Source organism: Thiomonas sp. FB-6, assembly GCF_000377645.1.
In the GTDB taxonomy this organism is placed as follows: Bacteria; Pseudomonadota; Gammaproteobacteria; order Burkholderiales; family Burkholderiaceae_C; genus Thiomonas_A.
This window is the reverse complement of sequence record NZ_KB898471.1, coordinates 343842-361355: the sequence shown is the minus strand read 5'-3', so window position 1 is coordinate 361355 and position 17514 is coordinate 343842. Positions and strand designations below refer to the sequence as shown.

Genomic DNA, 17514 nt, shown 5'->3' with positions numbered 1-17514 from the left:
GCAAGCTCATGGCCATCTACGCCACACAACCCGCGCAGGCGGACACGGCATCGGCCGGGGCGACCCGTCCCCGCATCTACGCGTGGGTCGTGTTCGGCCTGATCTTCGGGCTGCTGCTGTCCGACTACATGTCGCGCCAGGTCCTCAACGCGGTGTTTCCGCTGCTCAAGGCCGAATGGGGCCTGTCCGACACCCAGCTGGGCTCGCTCGCGGGGGTCGTCGCCTTGCTGACCGGGCTTCTGACCTTCCCCCTGTCGCTGGCCGCCGATCGCTTCGGGCGCGTGCGCAGCATCGCGCTGATGGCCCTGCTGTGGAGCGCGGCCACGCTGTTTTGCGCATGGTCCTCGGGCTACCGCGAGATGCTGTTCGCGCGCTTCCTGGTCGGGGTCGGCGAGGCGGCCTACGGCAGTGTCGGCGTCGCCCTGGTGCTGAGCATGTTTCCGCCCAGCCTGCGCTCCACCCTGACCGGCTCCTTCATGGCCGGCGGCGCCGTGGGCTCGGTGCTGGGAATGGCCTTCGGAGGCGCGCTGGCGGTGCATTTCGGCTGGCGCTGGGCCTTCGGCGGCATGGCCTTGTTCGGCATCGTGCTGACCGGCCTGTACCTGGTCGTGGTCACCGAACGGCGCGTCGGCGGCCGCCCCCCCTCGCGCGAAGCCCGGGGGTCCGGGGTGCCGCTGCGCACGCTGCTGGGCCGCCTGTTCGGCAGCGTGTCCGTGCTCTGCGCCTACGCCGGCAGCGGTCTGCAGCTGTTCATCATGGCTGCCCTGATCGCCTGGCTGCCCAGCTTTTTCAACCGCTATGCGGGGATGGCGCCCGACCGCGCGGCCTTGAGCGCGGGCATGTTCGTGCTGGTGGGGGCCGCCGGCATGATCGTCTGCGGAATCGCCACGGATCGGCTGTGCCGGGACGACCCCTCGCGCAAGTGGATCATGGCCATGGCCTACTGCCTGCTCACGGCCCTGCTGCTGGGAGCCGCCTTCCGCCTGCCCCCCGGGCCGGCGGCCACGCTGGTGCTGGCGCTGGGCATGTTCTTCGCCGCGGGCACCGCGGGGCCCGCCGGCGCCATGGTGGCCAACCTCACGCCGGTGGCCGTGCATGCGACGGCCTTCGCCACCCTGACCATCGCCAACAACCTGCTGGGCCTGGCTCCCGGGCCCTTCGTGATGGGCTTTCTCGCCGACCGCATCGGCCTGCAGGGGGCGCTGCAATGGATGCCGCTGGCCTCGCTGGCGGCCACCTGTGCGTTCTGGATCGGGCGCCGCTTCTACGCGCAGGACCTGCAGCGCATCAGGGCCTGGCGCGAAAGCGTGGGGGATTGAGCTTCTGGCGTAGCCGCGGGCAGGCAGCCTGGCTGCCTGCCCGCGGGCATTTTCAGGGAACCAGCACGGTCGAGCCGACGGTGCTGCGCGACTGCAGCGCCTGGTGCGCCCGCGCCGCCTCGGCCAGCGCGAATTCCTGCCGGGGTTCGCTGTGGATGCGTCCGGCCAGCACATGTCCGAAGAGTTCGTCGGCCATCGCCAGCATGTGCTCCCGCGGCTGGATGTAGTGCATCATGGCCGGGCGGGTCATCCACAGCGAGCCCTTGACGGCCAGCAGCTGGCTGTCCACGATCACGGGGCCGGAGCTGGTGCCGTTGCTGACCAGCGAGCCGCGCGGGCTCAGGCTGTCCAGCGAGGCCATCAGCGTGTCCTTGCCGACCGAGTCGAACACCACGGGCACGCCCCGGCCGCCGGTCAGCTCGCGCACGCGCGCGGCGATGTCCTCGCGCGAGGTGACGATGGTGTGCGCGCAGCCGTGCTGCCGGGCGATCTCGGCCTTCTCGTCGCTGCTGACGGTGCCGATCATGGTCACCCCGAGCGCACGCGCCCACTGGCAGGCCAGCAGGCCCACGCCGCCGGCGGCGGCGTGATAGAGAATGGTTTCCCCGCCTTGCAGCGCAAACACCTGCCGGAACAGGTACTGCACGGTCATGCCCTTCATCATCAAGGAGGCGGCCGTGCGGTCATCGATGCCGGCGGGAAGGGGAATCAGCACCGCGGCCGGAAGGATCCGGCGCTCGGCGTAGGCGCCCTGCGGCCCGATCAGATAGCCGACCCGGTCACCGGGCCGGACCTCGGTGACCCCGGGGCCCACCGCCTCGACCACGCCGACGGCATCCGAGCCCAGGCCGGATGGAAGTGGCAGCGGGTAGACCCCGGTGCGGAAGTACACGTCGATGAAATTCACCGCGATGTAGCTGTGGCGCAGCCGGACCTCGCCGGGGCCGGGGTCGCCGACCTCGACGTCCTGCAGCTCGAGCACCTCCGGCCCGCCGGTTCGCGAAAGGCGGATCGCCTTGGCCATGTCGTTCTCCTGTTGGTTCTGGAATCAGCTCGACACGTCGAGCTGCTGAAGGAATTCCTCGGCGCGGGGCCAGGGACCGTAGCCGGAGCCCGGGTTCAGATGCCCGACCGCTCCCAGCTCGACGCACTCGGCAGCCCAGTCGAGGGCCATCCGCCGAACCCGGCCGATGCTCGCCAGGGGATCGTCGAGACTCGCCGCGACGATGGCCCTGAAGCCCAGGCGCTTGCGCGGAACCGGCAGCCAGCCGTTGGCGCGCAGGGCCTCGAGGCCCGGGTAGGGGGCGGGCATCGGGGTCTCGAAATCCGGCGGTACCGCTAGCAGCGCCCCGCGGACCAGCTCGGAGGCGCCGGCACGGACCGAGGCCCAATGCGCGACGGTGAGACAGCCCGCGCTGTGGGCCACGAGCAAGGCCGGACCGTGGACCCGGCCGATGGCCTCGTCCAGCGCCGCCACCCGCTGTGCACGGTCCAGCGCGTCGCGCCCCATCGGGGCCACCGCGAGCACCTCGCGGCCCCGCTCACGCAGACCGGCCTCCAGCAGGCTTTGCCAGTGCCGCGGGGCCGCGTCGCGCAGCCCCGGCACGATCACCACCGTGGCGGTCATGGACGACCCCACCGGCTCACGCCGCTCGCTGCAACGCAGCCTTTCCCGCCTGCGCACGGTTGGGGGCGAAGCCGTTGCGGGCCAGGGCCTCGTCGGCGTGGCTGTAGAACTCGCCGATGCGATAGATGCGGCGCGCTTCGCTGCCATCGGCGATGTCGCGTCCGAACTCCCGCGAAATGCGCACCAGCTGCTCGATCTGGCGCACCGAACTCATCTTTTCCTTGCGGTCCTGGGTCCAGATGTTGTCCTCGATTCCGCAGCGCACGTGCAGGCCCATGGCGATGGCCATCATATTGACCGGCAGCACGTTGAGCATGGAGGACTCCAGCGTGAGCACGGCGCCATCGGGCACCGCGCGGACGAAGTTCGCCAGGTTGTAAATGTTCGGAGCGTCGAACCCGCCGCCGATCGCCACCCAGGTCAGGATCAGCGGGACGTTGCAGACTCCGCGGCGCATCATCCGCTCGACCGTTTCCAGTTGGGTGATGTTGGCCAGCTGGAAGTGGGTCTGGATGCCCTTGGCCGACAGCCGGCGGATGTGTTCTTCCACCCACTCGGGGCCCGCCGGAATGGTCATTTCGCGGTAGGCGCGGTACAGGTCGGGCCGCGCCAGCGAGGTGCCGGCGAGATCGCGCTCGCACATCTGCTCGACCACGTTCATCTGGTTGCTGTTGATGGCGATGGTCACCTGGTCCGGCGCCGGGCTGAGCTCGGCCAGCATGTGCCGGGTGTCGTCCGACAGCCACTTGGCGGCCTCGCCCTCGCCCTCGGGGGCGAAGGAGATGGAGCCGCCCACCTGCAGGATCATGTCAGGCACCGCCTCGCGCAGTCCGGCGAGCAGTTCGTTGAACCTGGACAGGCGCTTGGAGCCCTTGCCGTCGAGCTCGCGCACGTGCAGGTGCAGCACGCTCGCTCCGGCGTTGTAGCAATCCACGGCCTTTTGCACGTGTTCGGCGATGCTGATCGGGATGTCTTCGGGGAAGTCCTCGGGCATCCACTCGGGGCCGTAGGGGGCGCAGGTGATGACCAGCTTCTCCTGATTCTCGGGAAACAGCGATCCATCGATGAAGTTCATGTTGGGGCTCCTCGTGTCAGTGGCCTGGGGCAGGCTCAGAAAGGCTTGCCGCCGACGATGGCGGCTCGTTCCATCTTGCGGTGGCAAGGGGGGTAGTCCATCACCGCGTAGTGCTGGGTGCTGCGGTTGTCCCAGATCGCGACGCTGAAGGGCTTCCAGCGCCAGCGCACCTGGTACTCGGGCACGTAGGCCTGGCTGATCAGGTACTGCAGCAGGTCCTGTCCGCGCTGGTTGTAGTCCTGGCCGAAACGCACGTTGCGCGGCTGGTGATAGTTGACGAAGTGGGTGGTGAAGGCGTTCACGAACAGCACCTTCTCGCCGGTCTCCGGATGGGTGCGAACCACCGGATGCTCGGCGTCCGGGTAGCGCGCCTTCATGTCCAGACGCCGCTCCTGGGGCATGGCCGCCCCGAAGGAGGCACTGAAGCTGTGGCTGGCGATCAGGCCCTCGATTTCCTGCTGGACGGATTGCGGCAGCTTCTCGTAGGCCAGGGCCATGTTGGCCCACATGGTGTCGCCGCCCACCGGCGGGCACTCGATGCAGCGCAACACGCAACCCAGCGGCGGCGTCTCGCGCCAGGTGCCGTCGCAATGCCAGGCGTTCTCGTAGCGCTCGGGCGGGTTGTCGGGGGATTTGTAGATCTGCACCAGTCCGGGAGCGTCCGGGTGGCTCGGCACCATCGGATGGTCTTCGAGTTCGCCCAGGCGCCTGGCGAAGGCCACGTGCTGCTGGCGGGACATGCGCTCGAAGCTCTGCTCGCGCAGGAACAGCACCTTGTGGCGCAGCAGCGCTTCGTAGACGACCCGGAACAGCTGGTCGTCCTCCGCGGCGTCGCCCAGGTCGATGCCGCTGAGTTCGGCGCCGATGGAACAGGTCAGGGGCTCGACGCGGGGGGCGCTCGCGCTGCGCGCGGCGGACAGCACCGCGGGCGCGGCGGCGGTCATGCTGGTCATGGTCTTGTCTCTCTCGTTCTGCGGGCGTCGATGCACTCGTGGGCACCCGTGGGACGCAGAGTAGGCGCGGGGTCCCGGCGCGTCCCCCCTCCTGTGGAGGGGGGCGGGCGCCGGCCTGCCCGCGCGATCGCCCTTCTACACTGGGGACTCGCTGCTTCGCTGGCCCCGCGCCGACGGTCGCGCGGTCCGCCCCGACCTGTTCATCCCGGTGGCGGAGGACACCGGCCTGATCTCCGAATTGAGGCAGTACGTGATCGATGCGGTCGAGCACGAGTGCGCCACACCGCCGAGGCTTCGATGGCGGTCATTCAGGAGATTCGAGGCGCTGGAGGCGGCCGGCCAGGCCCCGCAGCGCGCCGTTCAACACCTCTCGAAAATCGCGGCGATCCCCTGGCCGCCACCGATCCACATGGTCACCAGGGCGTAGCGCCCCTGGATGCGGATCAGTTCGTGGATCGCCTTGACGCTGATCAGTGCCCCGGTGGCCCCGATCGGGTGTCCGAGCGAAATTCCCGAGCCGTTCGGGTTCATCGCGGGCCACGCATACGGCGTGCGGCTGGGGCTGGGATTCGGCCTGCTGGTGCTGTTAATGATGATGGTCGGTTTCGCCGCGCTGAACGCGATGCGGAGCATCAAGGACTCGGCCGACGCGATCGTCGAGGTGCAATGGCCTCAGTATGTGGACATGGTCGAGCTCATGCAGTCGGTCGACGCCATGAGCCTCGCCTTCGACCATCAAGCCGCGCCCGGCGGGGCCGCCTCCGCCAGGGGCGCGCTGCAGGCCCGGCTGGAAGCGATGGCCCACGCCAACCAGGCGCGCCTGGCCCAGGTGCGCGCGCTGGCATCCACCCCGGAGGGCAAGGCCTTTGCCGGCAGGGTGCAGGGCGAGTTCGCCGACTACGAAAGGGCCGCGGCGAGCTACCTCTCCGCCACCGCCGGCGGGCCCTTGCCGGCCGATGCCGGCTCCGCGCTGGCCCTGGCGCGCAGCAGGCAGGCGCTGAGCACGGACCTTGGACGATTCAAGGCGCATATCCAGCAGGTATTCGCGAACTCGGTCGAGGCGTCGAACAGCATGTACGAGCACCGCAGGCTGCGGGGCAGCCTGTTCGTGGCTTTCGTCACGGCGCTCGCGGCGGTGCTCGGCGTGTGCCTGAGCCGGAGCATCACAAGGCCCCTCGGCGAGGCACTCCTGGTGGCCCAGCGGGTCGCCGAGGGCGATCTGACGGTGCGGGTCGTGCCCACCGGTCGCGATGAGCCCGGGCGCCTGCTCGCCGCCCTCGCCGGGATGGTGCAGCGCCTGGCCGAGGTGATCGGCGATATCCACGCGGCGGCGGAGGACCTTGCCGCGGCCTCCGAGCAAGTATCCAGCACCTCGCAGACCTTGTCGCAAGGCGCCTCGGAACAGGCTGCTTCGATCGAGCAGACCTCCGCGACCCTGGAGCAGTCCGCCGCCTCGGTCAGCCAGAGCGCCGACAACGCCAGGACCACTGCGACGATCGCACGGCAGGCGGCGCAGCAGGCGCGGGACGGCGGCGCGGCGGTGCGCAAGACCGTCGAGGACATGCAGGCCATCGCCGAGCGCATCGGGGTCATCGACGACATCGCCTACCAGACCAACATGCTGGCGCTGAACGCGGCCATCGAGGCAGCGCGTGCCGGCGCGCACGGAAAGGGTTTCGCGGTGGTCGCCGCCGAGGTGCGCAAGCTGGCCGAGAAGAGCCAGGCCGCGGCCAGGGAGATCGGGGAACTGGCGTCGGGATCGGTCCGGCAAGCGCAGGCGGCCGGCGAACTGCTGCGGCAGATGGTGCCGGACATCAGCAAGACCAGTGAATTGGTCGAGGAGATCCAGGCCGCGGGCACCGAGCAATCGACGGGCATCGAGCAGATCAATCAAGCGGTGTCGCAACTCAACGCGACCACCCAGCAAAGCGCGTCGGCGTCCGAGGAACTGGCGGCCACCGCGGAGCAGATGAACAGTCAGGCCGCGGAGCTGCAGCGCAGCGTCGAGCAGTTCCGCATCGCCGGACGAGGCGCCGCGCGCGGCACGCGAGCTTCTCGAACGCCAGGAAGTTGAGCGATCGGCGCCGCGCAACCCGCGTCACAAGGAGCAGCGCGAATACTTTTCAGTTATTCGTCATGCGCATATCTTGACCATATTCGCCATAAAGAATATCGTGAAAATATTCGCGATGGAGAATGCCGTGCCTGCCCCTTCCTCCTCTGAACGTTTCGAGACCGTGCTGCGCACAGCCGAGCACCTGAGCAGCACGCTGAAAGCCCTGCGCAAGCAGCAAGGCTGGTCCCAGTCCGAGATGGGAACGCGGCTGGGGCTGTCGCAAGAGCGCATCTCCGTCATCGAGAATCATCCGCAGCGCGTGCCCCTGAACCAGTTGCTCAGCGTGTTCATGGTGCTGGACGTCGAACTCGTCCTGCGCTCGCGCACCCCCCCCAGCGCGCAGGACTGGTGAGTGCCATGGCAGGCCGCCCCTCCCTCTCCCGGAGCCAGCGCCTGTGGATGAACGGCGAGCCCGTGGCTCGCTGGACGCTCACGGCGCGCCGCGACCATGAGCTGCTCTATGACGCGGCCTGGCTGCAAAACCCGCGACGGCGCGCCCTGTCGCTGTCCTTGCCGCTGCAGGAGCGGCCCCATCGCGGCGAAGTCGTGGCCAACTATTTCGGCAACCTTCTGCCCGACACCCTGGCCGTGCGCAAGGCCCTGGCTCGGAGGCACCACGCCACGGCGGATGAGTTCTCGCTGCTGGAGGCCATCGGACGCGACTGCGTGGGCGCCGTGCAACTGCTGCCCGAAGGTCAGGAGCCCTCCGGTGTGCGCGGCGTGCAGTGCGAAGCGCTCCGGGAGGGCGAGGTGGAGGCCTTGCTCAGCCGGGCCCAGACCTCCGCGTCCTGGGTCGCGGACGACGAGGAAGACGAGCTGCGCATCTCCCTGGCGGGAGCGCAGGACAAGACGGCGCTGTTGTGGCACGAACAGCGCTGGTGCCGGCCCCTGGGGGCCACGCCCACGACGCACATCCTGAAGCTGCCTGTGGGCAAAGTCGGCCGCGTGCAGGCGGACTTCACCACCTCGGTGGACAACGAGTGGTTGTGCAATCGGGTCCTGAACGCGCTCGGTTTGCCGGTGCCGGCCGTGAGCATCCAGCGCTTTGGCCGACATCGAGTGTTGGTCGTCGAACGCTTCGACCGGCGCTGGCAGGCCGAGGGGTGGTGGGCCCGGCTGCCGCAGGAGGATTTCTGCCAGGTCTACGGCATCGCCTCCGACCACAAGTACGAGACCAACGGCGGACCAAGCCTTCAGCGCATCGTCCAGACCTTGCGCGGAAGCGTGCATGCCGTGGAGGACCGCAACCGGGTCTTTCTGGCCCAGGTGCTGTTCTGGGTGCTGGCGGCTCCCGATGGACACGGCAAGAACTTCAGCATCTTCCTGCTGCCTGACGGCGCCTTCAGGCTCACGCCGCTGTACGACGTGCTCTCGGCCTGGCCGGTCGTGGGCAAAGGGGCGCACCACTTCAGCTGGAACAAGCTCAAGCTGGCCATGGCGGTGCACGCCCAGTCGAACCACTACCTGATGCGCGGCCTGCAGCGCAGGCACTTCAACGAAGCTGCGCGCAGGCTGGAACTCGGAGCGGACTTCGAGGATCCCTTGTGCAATCTGGTGCGCGAGTTGCCGCGGGCCTTCGAGCAAGTACGAGAGGATTTGCCGAGCGACTTCGCCATGTCGGTGTTCGACGCCCTGCACGCAGGAGCCCTGGCGCAGTGCGAAAAGCTGTACACGTCCTGAGCCGGGCGTCAGCAATTCGCGCCACGGAACACTGGTCTCGCGCAAGTATCCTGCGGATAATGGCTTCGCCGGCGACAGGAAATGCGGCGGCGAGCGGCAGGCCGGCGCCGTCGCTCCAGGGGGAGCCGTGATCGTCCGCGAAGCCGGCAGGCAGCCACCGGATCCGGCCCCCTGAGCGTCCCGCGCTTCGCGGCGCGGGGCTGGCGTGGCCTGGATATTGCTAGGTCTTGCGCGGGGCCGCGCAGCGGCGCACGGCTCCCGGCAGCGGGAATGGACGAGGCGACGATGCACCAATTCGACGAGATGAGCGAGGGCGGCGGCGGCGTGCGCGCCCACTACGCGCCGTACGAAGCCTGGCTGCGCCAGCAGCCGGTCGAGACCATGCAGGCCAAGCGGGAGGAGGCCGAGCTGATCTTCCGCCGCGTGGGCATCACCTTCGCCGTGTACGGCGACGAGGCGGGCACCGAGCGCCTGATCCCCTTCGACCTGATCCCGCGCATCATCCCGGCAGCCGAATGGGCCGAGCTGGAGGCCGGGCTGGTGCAGCGCGTGACTGCGTTGAACCGCTTCATCCACGACATCTACCACGAGCAGGACATCCTGCGTGCGGGCATCGTGCCGCGCGAGCTGGTGCTCGGCAACCGCCAGTTCCGCCCCGAGATGATGGGCGTGACCATTCCCCACCAGGTCTACGCGCACATCGCCGGGGTCGACATCGTGCGCGCGCCCGACGCCGACGGCCAGGGGCGCTACTACGTGCTGGAGGACAACCTGCGGGTGCCCTCGGGCGTGAGCTACATGCTGGAGAACCGGCGCATGATGATGCGCCTGTTTCCGGACCTGTTCTCCCGCTACCCCATCGCGCCGGTGGCGCGCTACCCCGACATGCTGCTGGAGAAGTTGCGCGACGTGGCACCCCAGGGGGTGAGCGATCCGACCGTGGTCGTGCTCACCCCCGGCATGTACAACTCGGCGTATTTCGAGCACGCCTTCCTGGCGCAGCAGATGGGGGTGGAACTGGTCGAGGGGCAGGACCTGTTCGTGCGCGACGACTTCGTGTACATGCGCACCACCCAGGGCCCGCAGCGGGTGGACGTGATCTACCGGCGCATCGACGACGACTTCATCGATCCGCGCGTGTTCCGCGCCGACTCGGCGCTGGGTTGCGCCGGCCTCATGGCCGCCTACCGCGCCGGCAACGTGACTCTGGCCAACGCGGTGGGAACCGGGGTGGCCGACGACAAGTCGATCTACCCCTACGTGCCGGCGATGGTGGAGTTCTACCTGGGCGAGAGGCCCCTGTTGCGCAACGTGCACACCCATCTGTGCCGCGACCCGCAAAGCCTGGACTACGTGCTGGCCCACCTGCCGGAGCTCGTGGTCAAGGAGGTGCACGGCGCCGGAGGCTACGGCATGCTGGTCGGGCCGGCAGCCACGCGCGCGCAGATCGCCAGTTTCGCCGAGAAGCTGCGCGCGCATCCCGAGCAGTACATCGCGCAGCCCACGCTGGCGCTGTCCACCTGTCCGACCTACGTCGAGGCGGGAATCGCACCGCGCCACATCGACCTGCGCCCCTTCGTGCTGTCGGGCAAGACGGTGAGCATCGCCCCGGGCGGGCTGACGCGGGTCGCGCTGGCCGAGGGCTCGCTGGTCGTCAATTCCTCGCAGGGCGGCGGCACCAAGGACACCTGGGTGCTCGAGCGCTGAGCGCGCCTGCGCATTCGCCACTGCCTGCGCCACCGCGACCCCGAACCCCTTTTTGCGGAAGCTTCGACATGCTCAGCCGAACCGCCGATCACCTGTTCTGGATGGCCCGCTACACCGAGCGCGCCGAGAACACCGCGCGCATGCTCGACGTGCACGTGCAGTCCGCGCTGCTGCAGCCCTCGGCCGAGGCCAGCAGCGAAGGCTGGGCCAGCGTGCTGGGCATTTCCGAGCTCACCGCGGATTTCAAGGCACGTCACGGCGCCATCAACGCCGACAACGTGCTGGCCTTCATGGTGCGCGACAGCGCGAACCCCTCGTCGATCTGCAGTTGCCTGCGCGCCGCGCGCGAGAATGCCCGCGCGGTGCGCGGCGCCATCACCACCGAGGCCTGGGAGACGGTGAACCAGACCTGGCTGGAACTGCAGCGCCTGGCCGCCGAGCCCCGGATGCGGCGCGATCCCAGCGTGCTGTTCGAGTGGGTCAAGTATCGCTCGCACCTGCTTCGAGGCGTCACCTCGGGCACCATGCTGCGCGACGAGGCCTTCCACTTCCTGCGCATCGGCACCCTGCTCGAGCGCGCCGACAACACGGCGCGGTTGCTGGACGTGAAGTTCCACACGCACGCTTCGGAGTTCCACGGCTCGGCCGGCAACCGCGGGCAGGAGCTGGATTTCTACCACTGGGCCGGCGTGCTGCGCTCGGTGTCGGGCTTCGAGGTGTACCGCAAGAGCTACCGCGAGGCCATCACCCCCGAGCGGGTCGCCGAGCTGCTGATCCTGCGCGCGAACATGCCGCGTTCGCTGGCCGCGTGCATGTCGGAGATCGTCAGCAACCTGTCGAAGGTGGCCAACCCGCAGTCGGCCGAGACGCTGCGCCGAGCCGGGCTGCTCAACGCACAACTGCAGTTCGGACGCATCGAGGACATCATGTCCACCGGGCTGCATGCCTACCTGACCGACTTCCTGTGGCGCGTCAACGAGCTGGGCAGCGCCATCAGCCAGGACTTCCTCGCCGCCTGAGGCCGCACCGCCGCCCGCGGTCGATGCCGTCGTGATCTCCGCCTTCCTCCGACCCTTCCGCGCGCAGGTGCCGCATGTCCATCCACGTAGCCCTCACCCACGTCACCCGCTACCGCTTCGACCGCGCGGTGAACCTGGCGCCGCACGTCATCAGGCTGCGCCCGGCGCCGCACGCGCGAACCCCGATCCTGGCCTACAGCCAGCGCATCGAGCCGGCGGGGCATTTCATCAACTGGCAGCAGGATCCCTTCTCCAACTACCTGGCGCGAGTGACCTTCCCCGAGCGGGCGAGGGCGCTGGAGGTCACCGTGGACCTGGTGGCCGAGATGGCGGTGTACAACCCCTTCGACTTTTTTCTCGAGCCCAGCGCCGAGCACTATCCCTTCGCCTACGGTGAGCAGCTCGCCGCCGACCTGGCGCCGTACCTGGCCGCCGGGCCGCTGACCCCGCGGCTGCGCCAGCTGCTCGACTCCATCGACCGGCGTCCGCGGCGCATCGTGGACTTCCTGGTCGAGCTCAACCAGCGCCTGCAGCACGACATCCGCTACCTGATCCGCATGGAGCCCGGGGTGCAGACCCCCGAGCGCACGCTGGAGCTGGGCTCCGGCTCCTGCCGCGACACCGGCTGGCTGCTGGTGCAGGCGCTGCGCCACCTCGGGCTGGCCGCGCGCTTCGTGTCGGGCTATCTGATCCAGCTCGTGCCCGACGTGAAGGCGCTGGACGGGCCCAGCGGCGCCGAGCGGGACTTCACCGACCTGCACGCCTGGTGCGAGGTCTACCTGCCTGGCGCCGGCTGGATCGGGCTCGATCCGACCTCCGGGCTGTTCGCCGGCGAAGGCCACATTCCGCTGGCCTGCACTCCGAATCCGGCTTCGGCCGCGCCGGTGGAGGGCCTGCTCGACGAATGCGAGGTCGAGTTCGAACACAGCATGCAGGTGCTGCGCCTGCTGGAGTCCCCGCGGGTCACGCGGCCGTACACCGACGCCCAATGGCAGGGGGTGATCGAGCTGGGCGCGCGGGTGGACCGGGCGCTGGTCGACGGCGACGTGCGCCTGACCCAGGGAGGCGAGCCCACCTTCGTGGCCACGGTGGACCGTGACGCGGCCGAGTGGAACACCGAGGCGCTGGGCCCCACCAAGCGCGGCTATGCCGGCGCCTTGATCACGCGCCTGGCAGGGCGCTACAGCCACGGAGGCTTCCTGCACTTCGGCCAGGGCAAGTGGTACCCGGGCGAGCAGCTGCCGCGCTGGGCCCTGTCGGCCGTGTGGCGCCGCGACGGCCAGCCCTGCTGGCACGACCCCTCGCTGTTCGCCGACGAGCGCGAGCCGGGCACCAGCAGCACCGAGCAGGCGCACATGTTCATGCTCGCGCTGGTCGACGCCCTGGGCGTGGAGCCGGCGCACGTGTGCGAGGGCTACGAGGACACCTGGTACTACCTGTGGCGCGAGCGCCGGCTGCCGCTCAACGTGGACCCCTTCGACGCCCGGCTCGACGACGAGCTCGAGCGCGAGCGCCTGCGGCGGGTGTTCGGGCGCGGACTGCGCAGCGTCGTGGGCTACGCGCTGCCGCTGCGGCGCGAGGCGGCCGGCCCCGGCTTGCGCGGGCCGCAATGGGCGTCCAGGCCGTGGTTGTTCCGCGACGCTCGCATGTACCTGGTCCCGGGCGACTCGGCGATGGGCTGGCGCCTGCCGCTGGACAGCCTGCCGTGGGCCACGCCGGCCGACCGGCAACCGGATCTCTCGCCCGACCCCTTCGCGCCGCGCGCGCCGCTGGCCGAGGCCGCACGGCTGCGCGCGCAGTACGCACAGCCCGCGCCCGGGCACCGGGAGGGGGACGACCGCACCAGCGTGGTGCCTGGTGCCGGCGAAGGCGCACCGCGAGGGGGCGCCGTCGGCGGCCCGCCCGCGCGCGGACAGTCGGCGGCGTCGACCCTGCGCACCGCGCTGTGCGTGGAGGCGCGCGCGGGAATCCTCTACGTATTCCTGCCCCCGCTGGCCGAGGTGGACGATTACCTGGAGCTTCTCGCCGCGGTGGAGGCCACGGCCCGGCGCCTGCGCGTCAAGCTGGTGCTCGAGGGCTACCCGCCGCCGCGCGATCCCCGCCTGGAAATCCTGCAGGTCACCCCCGACCCCGGGGTGATCGAGGTCAATATCCATCCGGCCCGCGACTGGAAGCAGCTGGTCGACCAGACCGAGTTCCTCTACCAGGCCGCCTTCGAGACCCGCCTGGGGGCCGAGAAGTTCATGCTGGACGGACGCCACACGGGCACTGGCGGCGGCAACCATGTGGTGCTGGGCGGCGCCACGCCGCAGGACAGCCCCTTCCTGCGGCGCCCGGACCTGCTGGCCAGCCTGCTGGCGTACTGGCACAACCATCCTTCGCTGAGCTACCTGTTCAGCGGCCTGTTCATCGGCCCGAGCAGCCAGGCCCCGCGCATCGACGAGGCGCGCAACGACCAGGTGCGCGAGCTGGAGATCGCGCTGGGCGAGCTGCGCGCCGCGCGCGAGCGCCTGGGTGAGCCGGCGCCGCCGTGGCTGGTCGACCGCACGCTTCGCAACATCCTGATCGACGTCACCGGCAACACCCACCGCGCCGAGTTCTGCATCGACAAGCTGTACAACCCGGACAGCGCCACCGGGCGCCTGGGGCTGCTCGAGTTGCGCGCCTTCGAGATGCCCCCGCACGCGCGCATGAGCGTGGTGCAGCAACTGCTGCTGCGCGCCCTGGTGGCGCGTTTCTGGGCCTGCCCCTACGAGGTGCCGCTGCAGCGCTGGGGCACCGCGCTGCACGACCGCTTCCTGCTGCCCAGCTTCGTGGCCATGGATTTCGACGACGTGCTGCGCGAACTCCAGGATGCCGGCTTCGGCTTCGACGCCGCGTGGTTCGCACCGCATTTCGAGTTCCGCTTCCCGGCGCTCGGCCAGCTTGCGGTCGCCGGCATCGAGCTCGAGCTGCGGCTGGCGCTGGAGCCCTGGCACGTCATGGGCGAGGAAGGTGCGGCGGGCGGCACGGCGCGCTACGTCGACTCCTCGCTCGAGCGCATCGAGATCAAGGCCCGCGGCCTGGTCGACAGCCGCCACGTGGTGACGGTCAACGGCCGTGCGCTGCCCCTGCATCCCACCGGGCGCGCCGGCGAGTTCGTCTGCGGCGTGCGCTACCGCGCGTGGCGGCCCGCGTCGGCCCTGCACCCGAGCATCGGGGTGCACGCGCCGCTGACCGTGGACCTCGTGGACAACTGGATGGAGCGCTCGCTGGGCGGCTGCCAGTACCACGTGGCGCATCCCGGCGGGCGCAGCTACGAAACCCTGCCGGTCAACGCCTACGAGGCCGAGAGCCGGCGCCTGGCGCGGTTCTTCCGCATCGGGCACACGCCGGGGCCGATGCGCGTGGCGCCGGCCCGGCCCGGCCTGGAGTTCCCGATGACCCTGGACCTGCGGCGGCCCTGACACGGCGTGTCACAATCACAGCATGGGCGGTCTGTTCTCCTCGTTGGCGGGTGAAGCACCCGGCGCGCTGGCGCGTGAGCTCGCCGCGGCGGCGCGCGCCGGCCATTGGGACGAACTGCGCGGCCGTGTCTCCGACGGCCAGCGCGGCGGCGACCTGGCCCCCAGCTGGCAGCGCTTTTTCGAGCTGCTGGGCAGCGAAGGCTTCGACGGACTGGAGCGCCGCCAGCGCAGCCTGCAGCAGCAGATCCTGGAAGACGGCGTCAGCTACAACGTGCACGCGGACTCCGATCAGGCCAGCCGAAGCTGGTCGCTGGATCTGTTCCCGCTGATCATCGACCCCCCGGCCTGGGCGCGCATCGCGGCCGGCGTCGGGCAGCGCGCCGCGCTGCTCAACGCGGTGCTCGACGACGTGTACAGCGGCGAACAGCGCGTGCTGCGCCAGGGCCTGCTGCCGGCCGCGCTGGTGCAGGGCCACCCCGGCTACCTGCGTGCCGTGCAGGGTCACCGTCCGGCGGGCTCGGTGTGGCTGCACATCGCCGCCTTCGACCTCGCCCGCGGGCCCGACGGGGAGTGGCGGGTGGTCAACCAGCGGGTGCAGGCCCCGTCGGGCCTGGGCTACCTGCTGCAGAACCGCCTGCTCATCTCCAGGCTGTTTCCGCAGGCCTTCGCGGCGCTGCGGGTGCAGCGCCTGGCGGCCAGCTACCGCCTGCTGATGGACACGGTGCAGCGCCTGGCACCGGGCGACGGTGACGCGCGCATCGTGCTGCTCACCCCCGGACCCTACAGCCAAACCTATTTCGAACAGGTCTACCTCGCGCGCTACCTGGGCATCACCCTGGCCGAGGGCAGCGACCTGACCGTACGCGAGGACCGGCTGTTCCTGAAGACCGTGCGCGGCCTGGAGCCGGTGCATGCCATGCTGCGCCGCCTCGACGACAGTTTCTGCGACCCGCTGGAGCTGCGCCCGGACTCGATGCTCGGCGTGCCCGGCCTGCTGCAGGCCGTGCGTGCGGGCAAGGTGCTGCTGGCAAATGCGCTGGGCGCCGGCTTCCTGGAGTCTCCGGCGCTGCAGGGCTTCATGCCCAAGCTGTGCGAGGCCCTGCTCGGCCAGCCCCTGCGACTGCCCTCGCTGCCGACCTGGTGGTGCGGTGAGCAGGGCGTGTGCGAGGCGCCGCTGCAGCGCCTGACGGAATGGGTGGTCAAGCCGGTGCACGCGCAATGCGATTTCGAGGCCACCGTGATGGCCGGGCTCGGCCCCGCCGAGCTCGAGGCCTGGCGCGCGCGCGTGCTGCGCAAGCCCGAGCAGACCACCTTGCAGCAGTACCTGCCGCTGCCGCAGGTGCCGGTTTGGAGCGAAGGGCGCATGCACGCGCGCGCGGCCATGCTGCGGGTGTATGCGCTGTCCGACGGAGCCGGCGGCTGGCGCGTGATTCCCGGCGGACTGGTGCGCACGGCCTCGCCGGGCGGCAACACGGTGTCCATGCAGGCCGGCGGCGGCAGCCAGGACGCCTGGGTGATCACCCGCGACGCGGTCGACCGCTCCACCCTGCTGCCGGCCCCGATCCGTCCGCAGGACCTGGTCGAACGCCACCGCGTGGTCACCAGCCGCGCCGCCGAGAACCTGTTCTGGCTGGGGCGCTACTGCGAGCGCGCCGAGCATGCCACGCAGCTGGCGCGACTGGCGCTGCGCGCCATCATCGACGACGACGACCTGGAGGGCGGTCGCGGCGACATGCTCGACCGCTGGTGCCGCGCCGGCGGCCTCGTGCCCGTGGCCGCCGAGCCGCTGGCGCGAGACCCCGCGGGATTCGGGCGCGCCATCGTCGCCGGCCTCGGCAGCGGCGAGCCCTGCCTGGGCCTGCCCTTCAACCTGCAGTCCCTGGGGCGCTCCGCCTCCCAGGTGCGCGAACGCCTGGGCAGCGACCACCGCCAGTGGATCGCCGCGGCCACCGCGCTGCGCCTGACCCCGCGCCGGGGCGAAGCGACGGCGGCCGACGCCTTGCGCGGGCTGGAGCAGCTGGCCCAGCTGCTCGGCGCGATCACCGGCGCGCAGACCGACCGCATGACCCGCGACGACGGCTGGCGCCTGCTGAGCATCGGCCGCCACATCGAGCGCCTGGGCCTGCTCGGGCAAGCGCTGGGCACGGCCTTCGAGACCGGTGCGGTGTACGCCGAGGACGCCTTCAACCAGTTGCTCGAGCTGTTCGACAGCACCATCACCTACCGCGCGCTGTACCAGAGGCGCCTGGAGATCCCGCCGCTGCTCGACCTGCTGATGCTGGACCGCGAGAACCCGCGCAGCCTGGGCTGGGTCACGCAGACCCTGCGCGCGCGCCTGGCCAAGCTGCCGGGCAAGCGCTCCGACATCGACGAGCTGCTGGCCCTGGCCCCCGACCCCGAGCTGTGGCAACTGCCCGAGCTGTGCAGCTGCGGCGCGGACCAGCGCCACGCCTGGCTGGAGCGAAGCCTGGCCCAGGCGGTCGAGGGCGGCTGTCGCCTCGCCGACGAGATCAGCCGGCGCTACTTCGCGCACGCGCTGGCGGCCGACCGCTCGCTGGGCGTGTACTGAGAG

At 70.3% G+C, this 17514-nt stretch carries 12 protein-coding genes and 1 pseudogene; 8 read left to right on the top strand and 5 right to left on the bottom strand.

The genetic code is table 11. The features are described from left to right. Positions 1 to 8: 8 nt before the first annotated feature. Complete coding sequence (locus D466_RS0101725; protein WP_018911966.1) at positions 9 to 1319, top strand: MFS transporter; 1311 nt, start codon at positions 9 to 11, stop codon at positions 1317 to 1319. Between the two features lie 52 nt (positions 1320 to 1371). Here D466_RS0101725 and D466_RS0101720 read toward each other — a convergent pair whose 3' ends face one another. The 5 genes and pseudogenes from D466_RS0101720 to D466_RS23085 form a co-directional block, all read right to left on the bottom strand. Continuing rightward, positions 1372 to 2343, bottom strand: a complete 972-nt coding sequence (locus D466_RS0101720) for a quinone oxidoreductase (protein ID WP_018911965.1) — start codon at positions 2341 to 2343, stop codon at positions 1372 to 1374. Between the two features lie 24 nt (positions 2344 to 2367). After that, positions 2368 to 2958: an RBBP9/YdeN family alpha/beta hydrolase gene (locus tag D466_RS0101715; protein ID WP_369759382.1), complete on the bottom strand. Its 591-nt coding sequence runs from the start codon at positions 2956 to 2958 to the stop codon at positions 2368 to 2370. A 4-nt stretch (positions 2959 to 2962) separates the two neighbouring features. Further along, positions 2963 to 4021: a 3-keto-5-aminohexanoate cleavage protein gene (locus tag D466_RS0101710; RefSeq protein ID WP_018911963.1), complete on the bottom strand. Its 1059-nt coding sequence runs from the start codon at positions 4019 to 4021 to the stop codon at positions 2963 to 2965. 35 nt (positions 4022 to 4056) lie between these two features. Continuing rightward, entirely contained in the window at positions 4057 to 4965 is a 909-nt protein-coding gene (locus tag D466_RS0101705) for a TauD/TfdA family dioxygenase (RefSeq protein ID WP_051083667.1), read from the bottom strand. Positions 4966 to 5334: 369 nt separating this feature from the next. Next, positions 5335 to 5505: pseudogene (locus tag D466_RS23085) on the bottom strand (acetyl-CoA C-acyltransferase); the annotation flags it as partial. Between the two features lie 91 nt (positions 5506 to 5596). On the opposite strand from D466_RS23085, the gene D466_RS20220 reads away from it, so the two are divergent. The 7 genes from D466_RS20220 (at position 5597) to D466_RS0101665 (ending at position 17511) form a co-directional block, all read left to right on the top strand. Beyond that, entirely contained in the window at positions 5597 to 7048 is a 1452-nt protein-coding gene (locus tag D466_RS20220; protein WP_196803418.1) for a methyl-accepting chemotaxis protein, read from the top strand. 127 nt (positions 7049 to 7175) lie between these two features. Continuing rightward, positions 7176 to 7442, top strand: coding sequence for a helix-turn-helix domain-containing protein (locus D466_RS0101690; RefSeq protein WP_196803397.1), 267 nt, complete (start codon positions 7176 to 7178; stop codon positions 7440 to 7442). 5 nt (positions 7443 to 7447) lie between these two features. Further along, positions 7448 to 8770, top strand: a complete 1323-nt coding sequence (locus D466_RS0101685) for a type II toxin-antitoxin system HipA family toxin (RefSeq protein ID WP_026284773.1) — start codon at positions 7448 to 7450, stop codon at positions 8768 to 8770. 285 nt (positions 8771 to 9055) lie between these two features. After that, complete coding sequence (locus tag D466_RS0101680) at positions 9056 to 10477, top strand: circularly permuted type 2 ATP-grasp protein (RefSeq protein WP_026284772.1); 1422 nt, start codon at positions 9056 to 9058, stop codon at positions 10475 to 10477. A 68-nt stretch (positions 10478 to 10545) separates the two neighbouring features. After that, complete coding sequence (locus tag D466_RS0101675) at positions 10546 to 11496, top strand: alpha-E domain-containing protein (RefSeq protein WP_018911956.1); 951 nt, start codon at positions 10546 to 10548, stop codon at positions 11494 to 11496. A 74-nt stretch (positions 11497 to 11570) separates the two neighbouring features. Continuing rightward, a complete protein-coding gene (locus D466_RS0101670) occupies positions 11571 to 14942 on the top strand; it encodes a DUF2126 domain-containing protein (RefSeq protein ID WP_018911955.1) in 3372 nt (1123 codons plus the stop codon). Positions 14943 to 14964: 22 nt separating this feature from the next. Beyond that, a complete protein-coding gene (locus tag D466_RS0101665) occupies positions 14965 to 17511 on the top strand; it encodes a circularly permuted type 2 ATP-grasp protein (RefSeq protein ID WP_018911954.1) in 2547 nt (848 codons plus the stop codon). The last annotated feature ends 3 nt before the right edge of the window (positions 17512 to 17514 follow it).

Coding starts and splice junctions, on each gene's coding strand:
- D466_RS0101670 (WP_018911955.1), top strand. CDS start 11,571: ATGTCCATCCACGTAGCCCTCACCCACGTCACCCGCTACCGCTTCGAC.
- D466_RS0101685 (WP_026284773.1), top strand. CDS start 7,448: ATGGCAGGCCGCCCCTCCCTCTCCCGGAGCCAGCGCCTGTGGATGAAC.
- D466_RS0101720 (WP_018911965.1), bottom strand. CDS start 2,343: ATGGCCAAGGCGATCCGCCTTTCGCGAACCGGCGGGCCGGAGGTGCTC.
- D466_RS0101680 (WP_026284772.1), top strand. CDS start 9,056: ATGCACCAATTCGACGAGATGAGCGAGGGCGGCGGCGGCGTGCGCGCC.
- D466_RS0101725 (WP_018911966.1), top strand. CDS start 9: ATGGCCATCTACGCCACACAACCCGCGCAGGCGGACACGGCATCGGCC.
- D466_RS0101665 (WP_018911954.1), top strand. CDS start 14,965: ATGGGCGGTCTGTTCTCCTCGTTGGCGGGTGAAGCACCCGGCGCGCTG.
- D466_RS0101710 (WP_018911963.1), bottom strand. CDS start 4,021: ATGAACTTCATCGATGGATCGCTGTTTCCCGAGAATCAGGAGAAGCTG.
- D466_RS0101705 (WP_051083667.1), bottom strand. CDS start 4,965: ATGACCGCCGCCGCGCCCGCGGTGCTGTCCGCCGCGCGCAGCGCGAGC.
- D466_RS20220 (WP_196803418.1), top strand. CDS start 5,597: ATGCGGAGCATCAAGGACTCGGCCGACGCGATCGTCGAGGTGCAATGG.
- D466_RS0101675 (WP_018911956.1), top strand. CDS start 10,546: ATGCTCAGCCGAACCGCCGATCACCTGTTCTGGATGGCCCGCTACACC.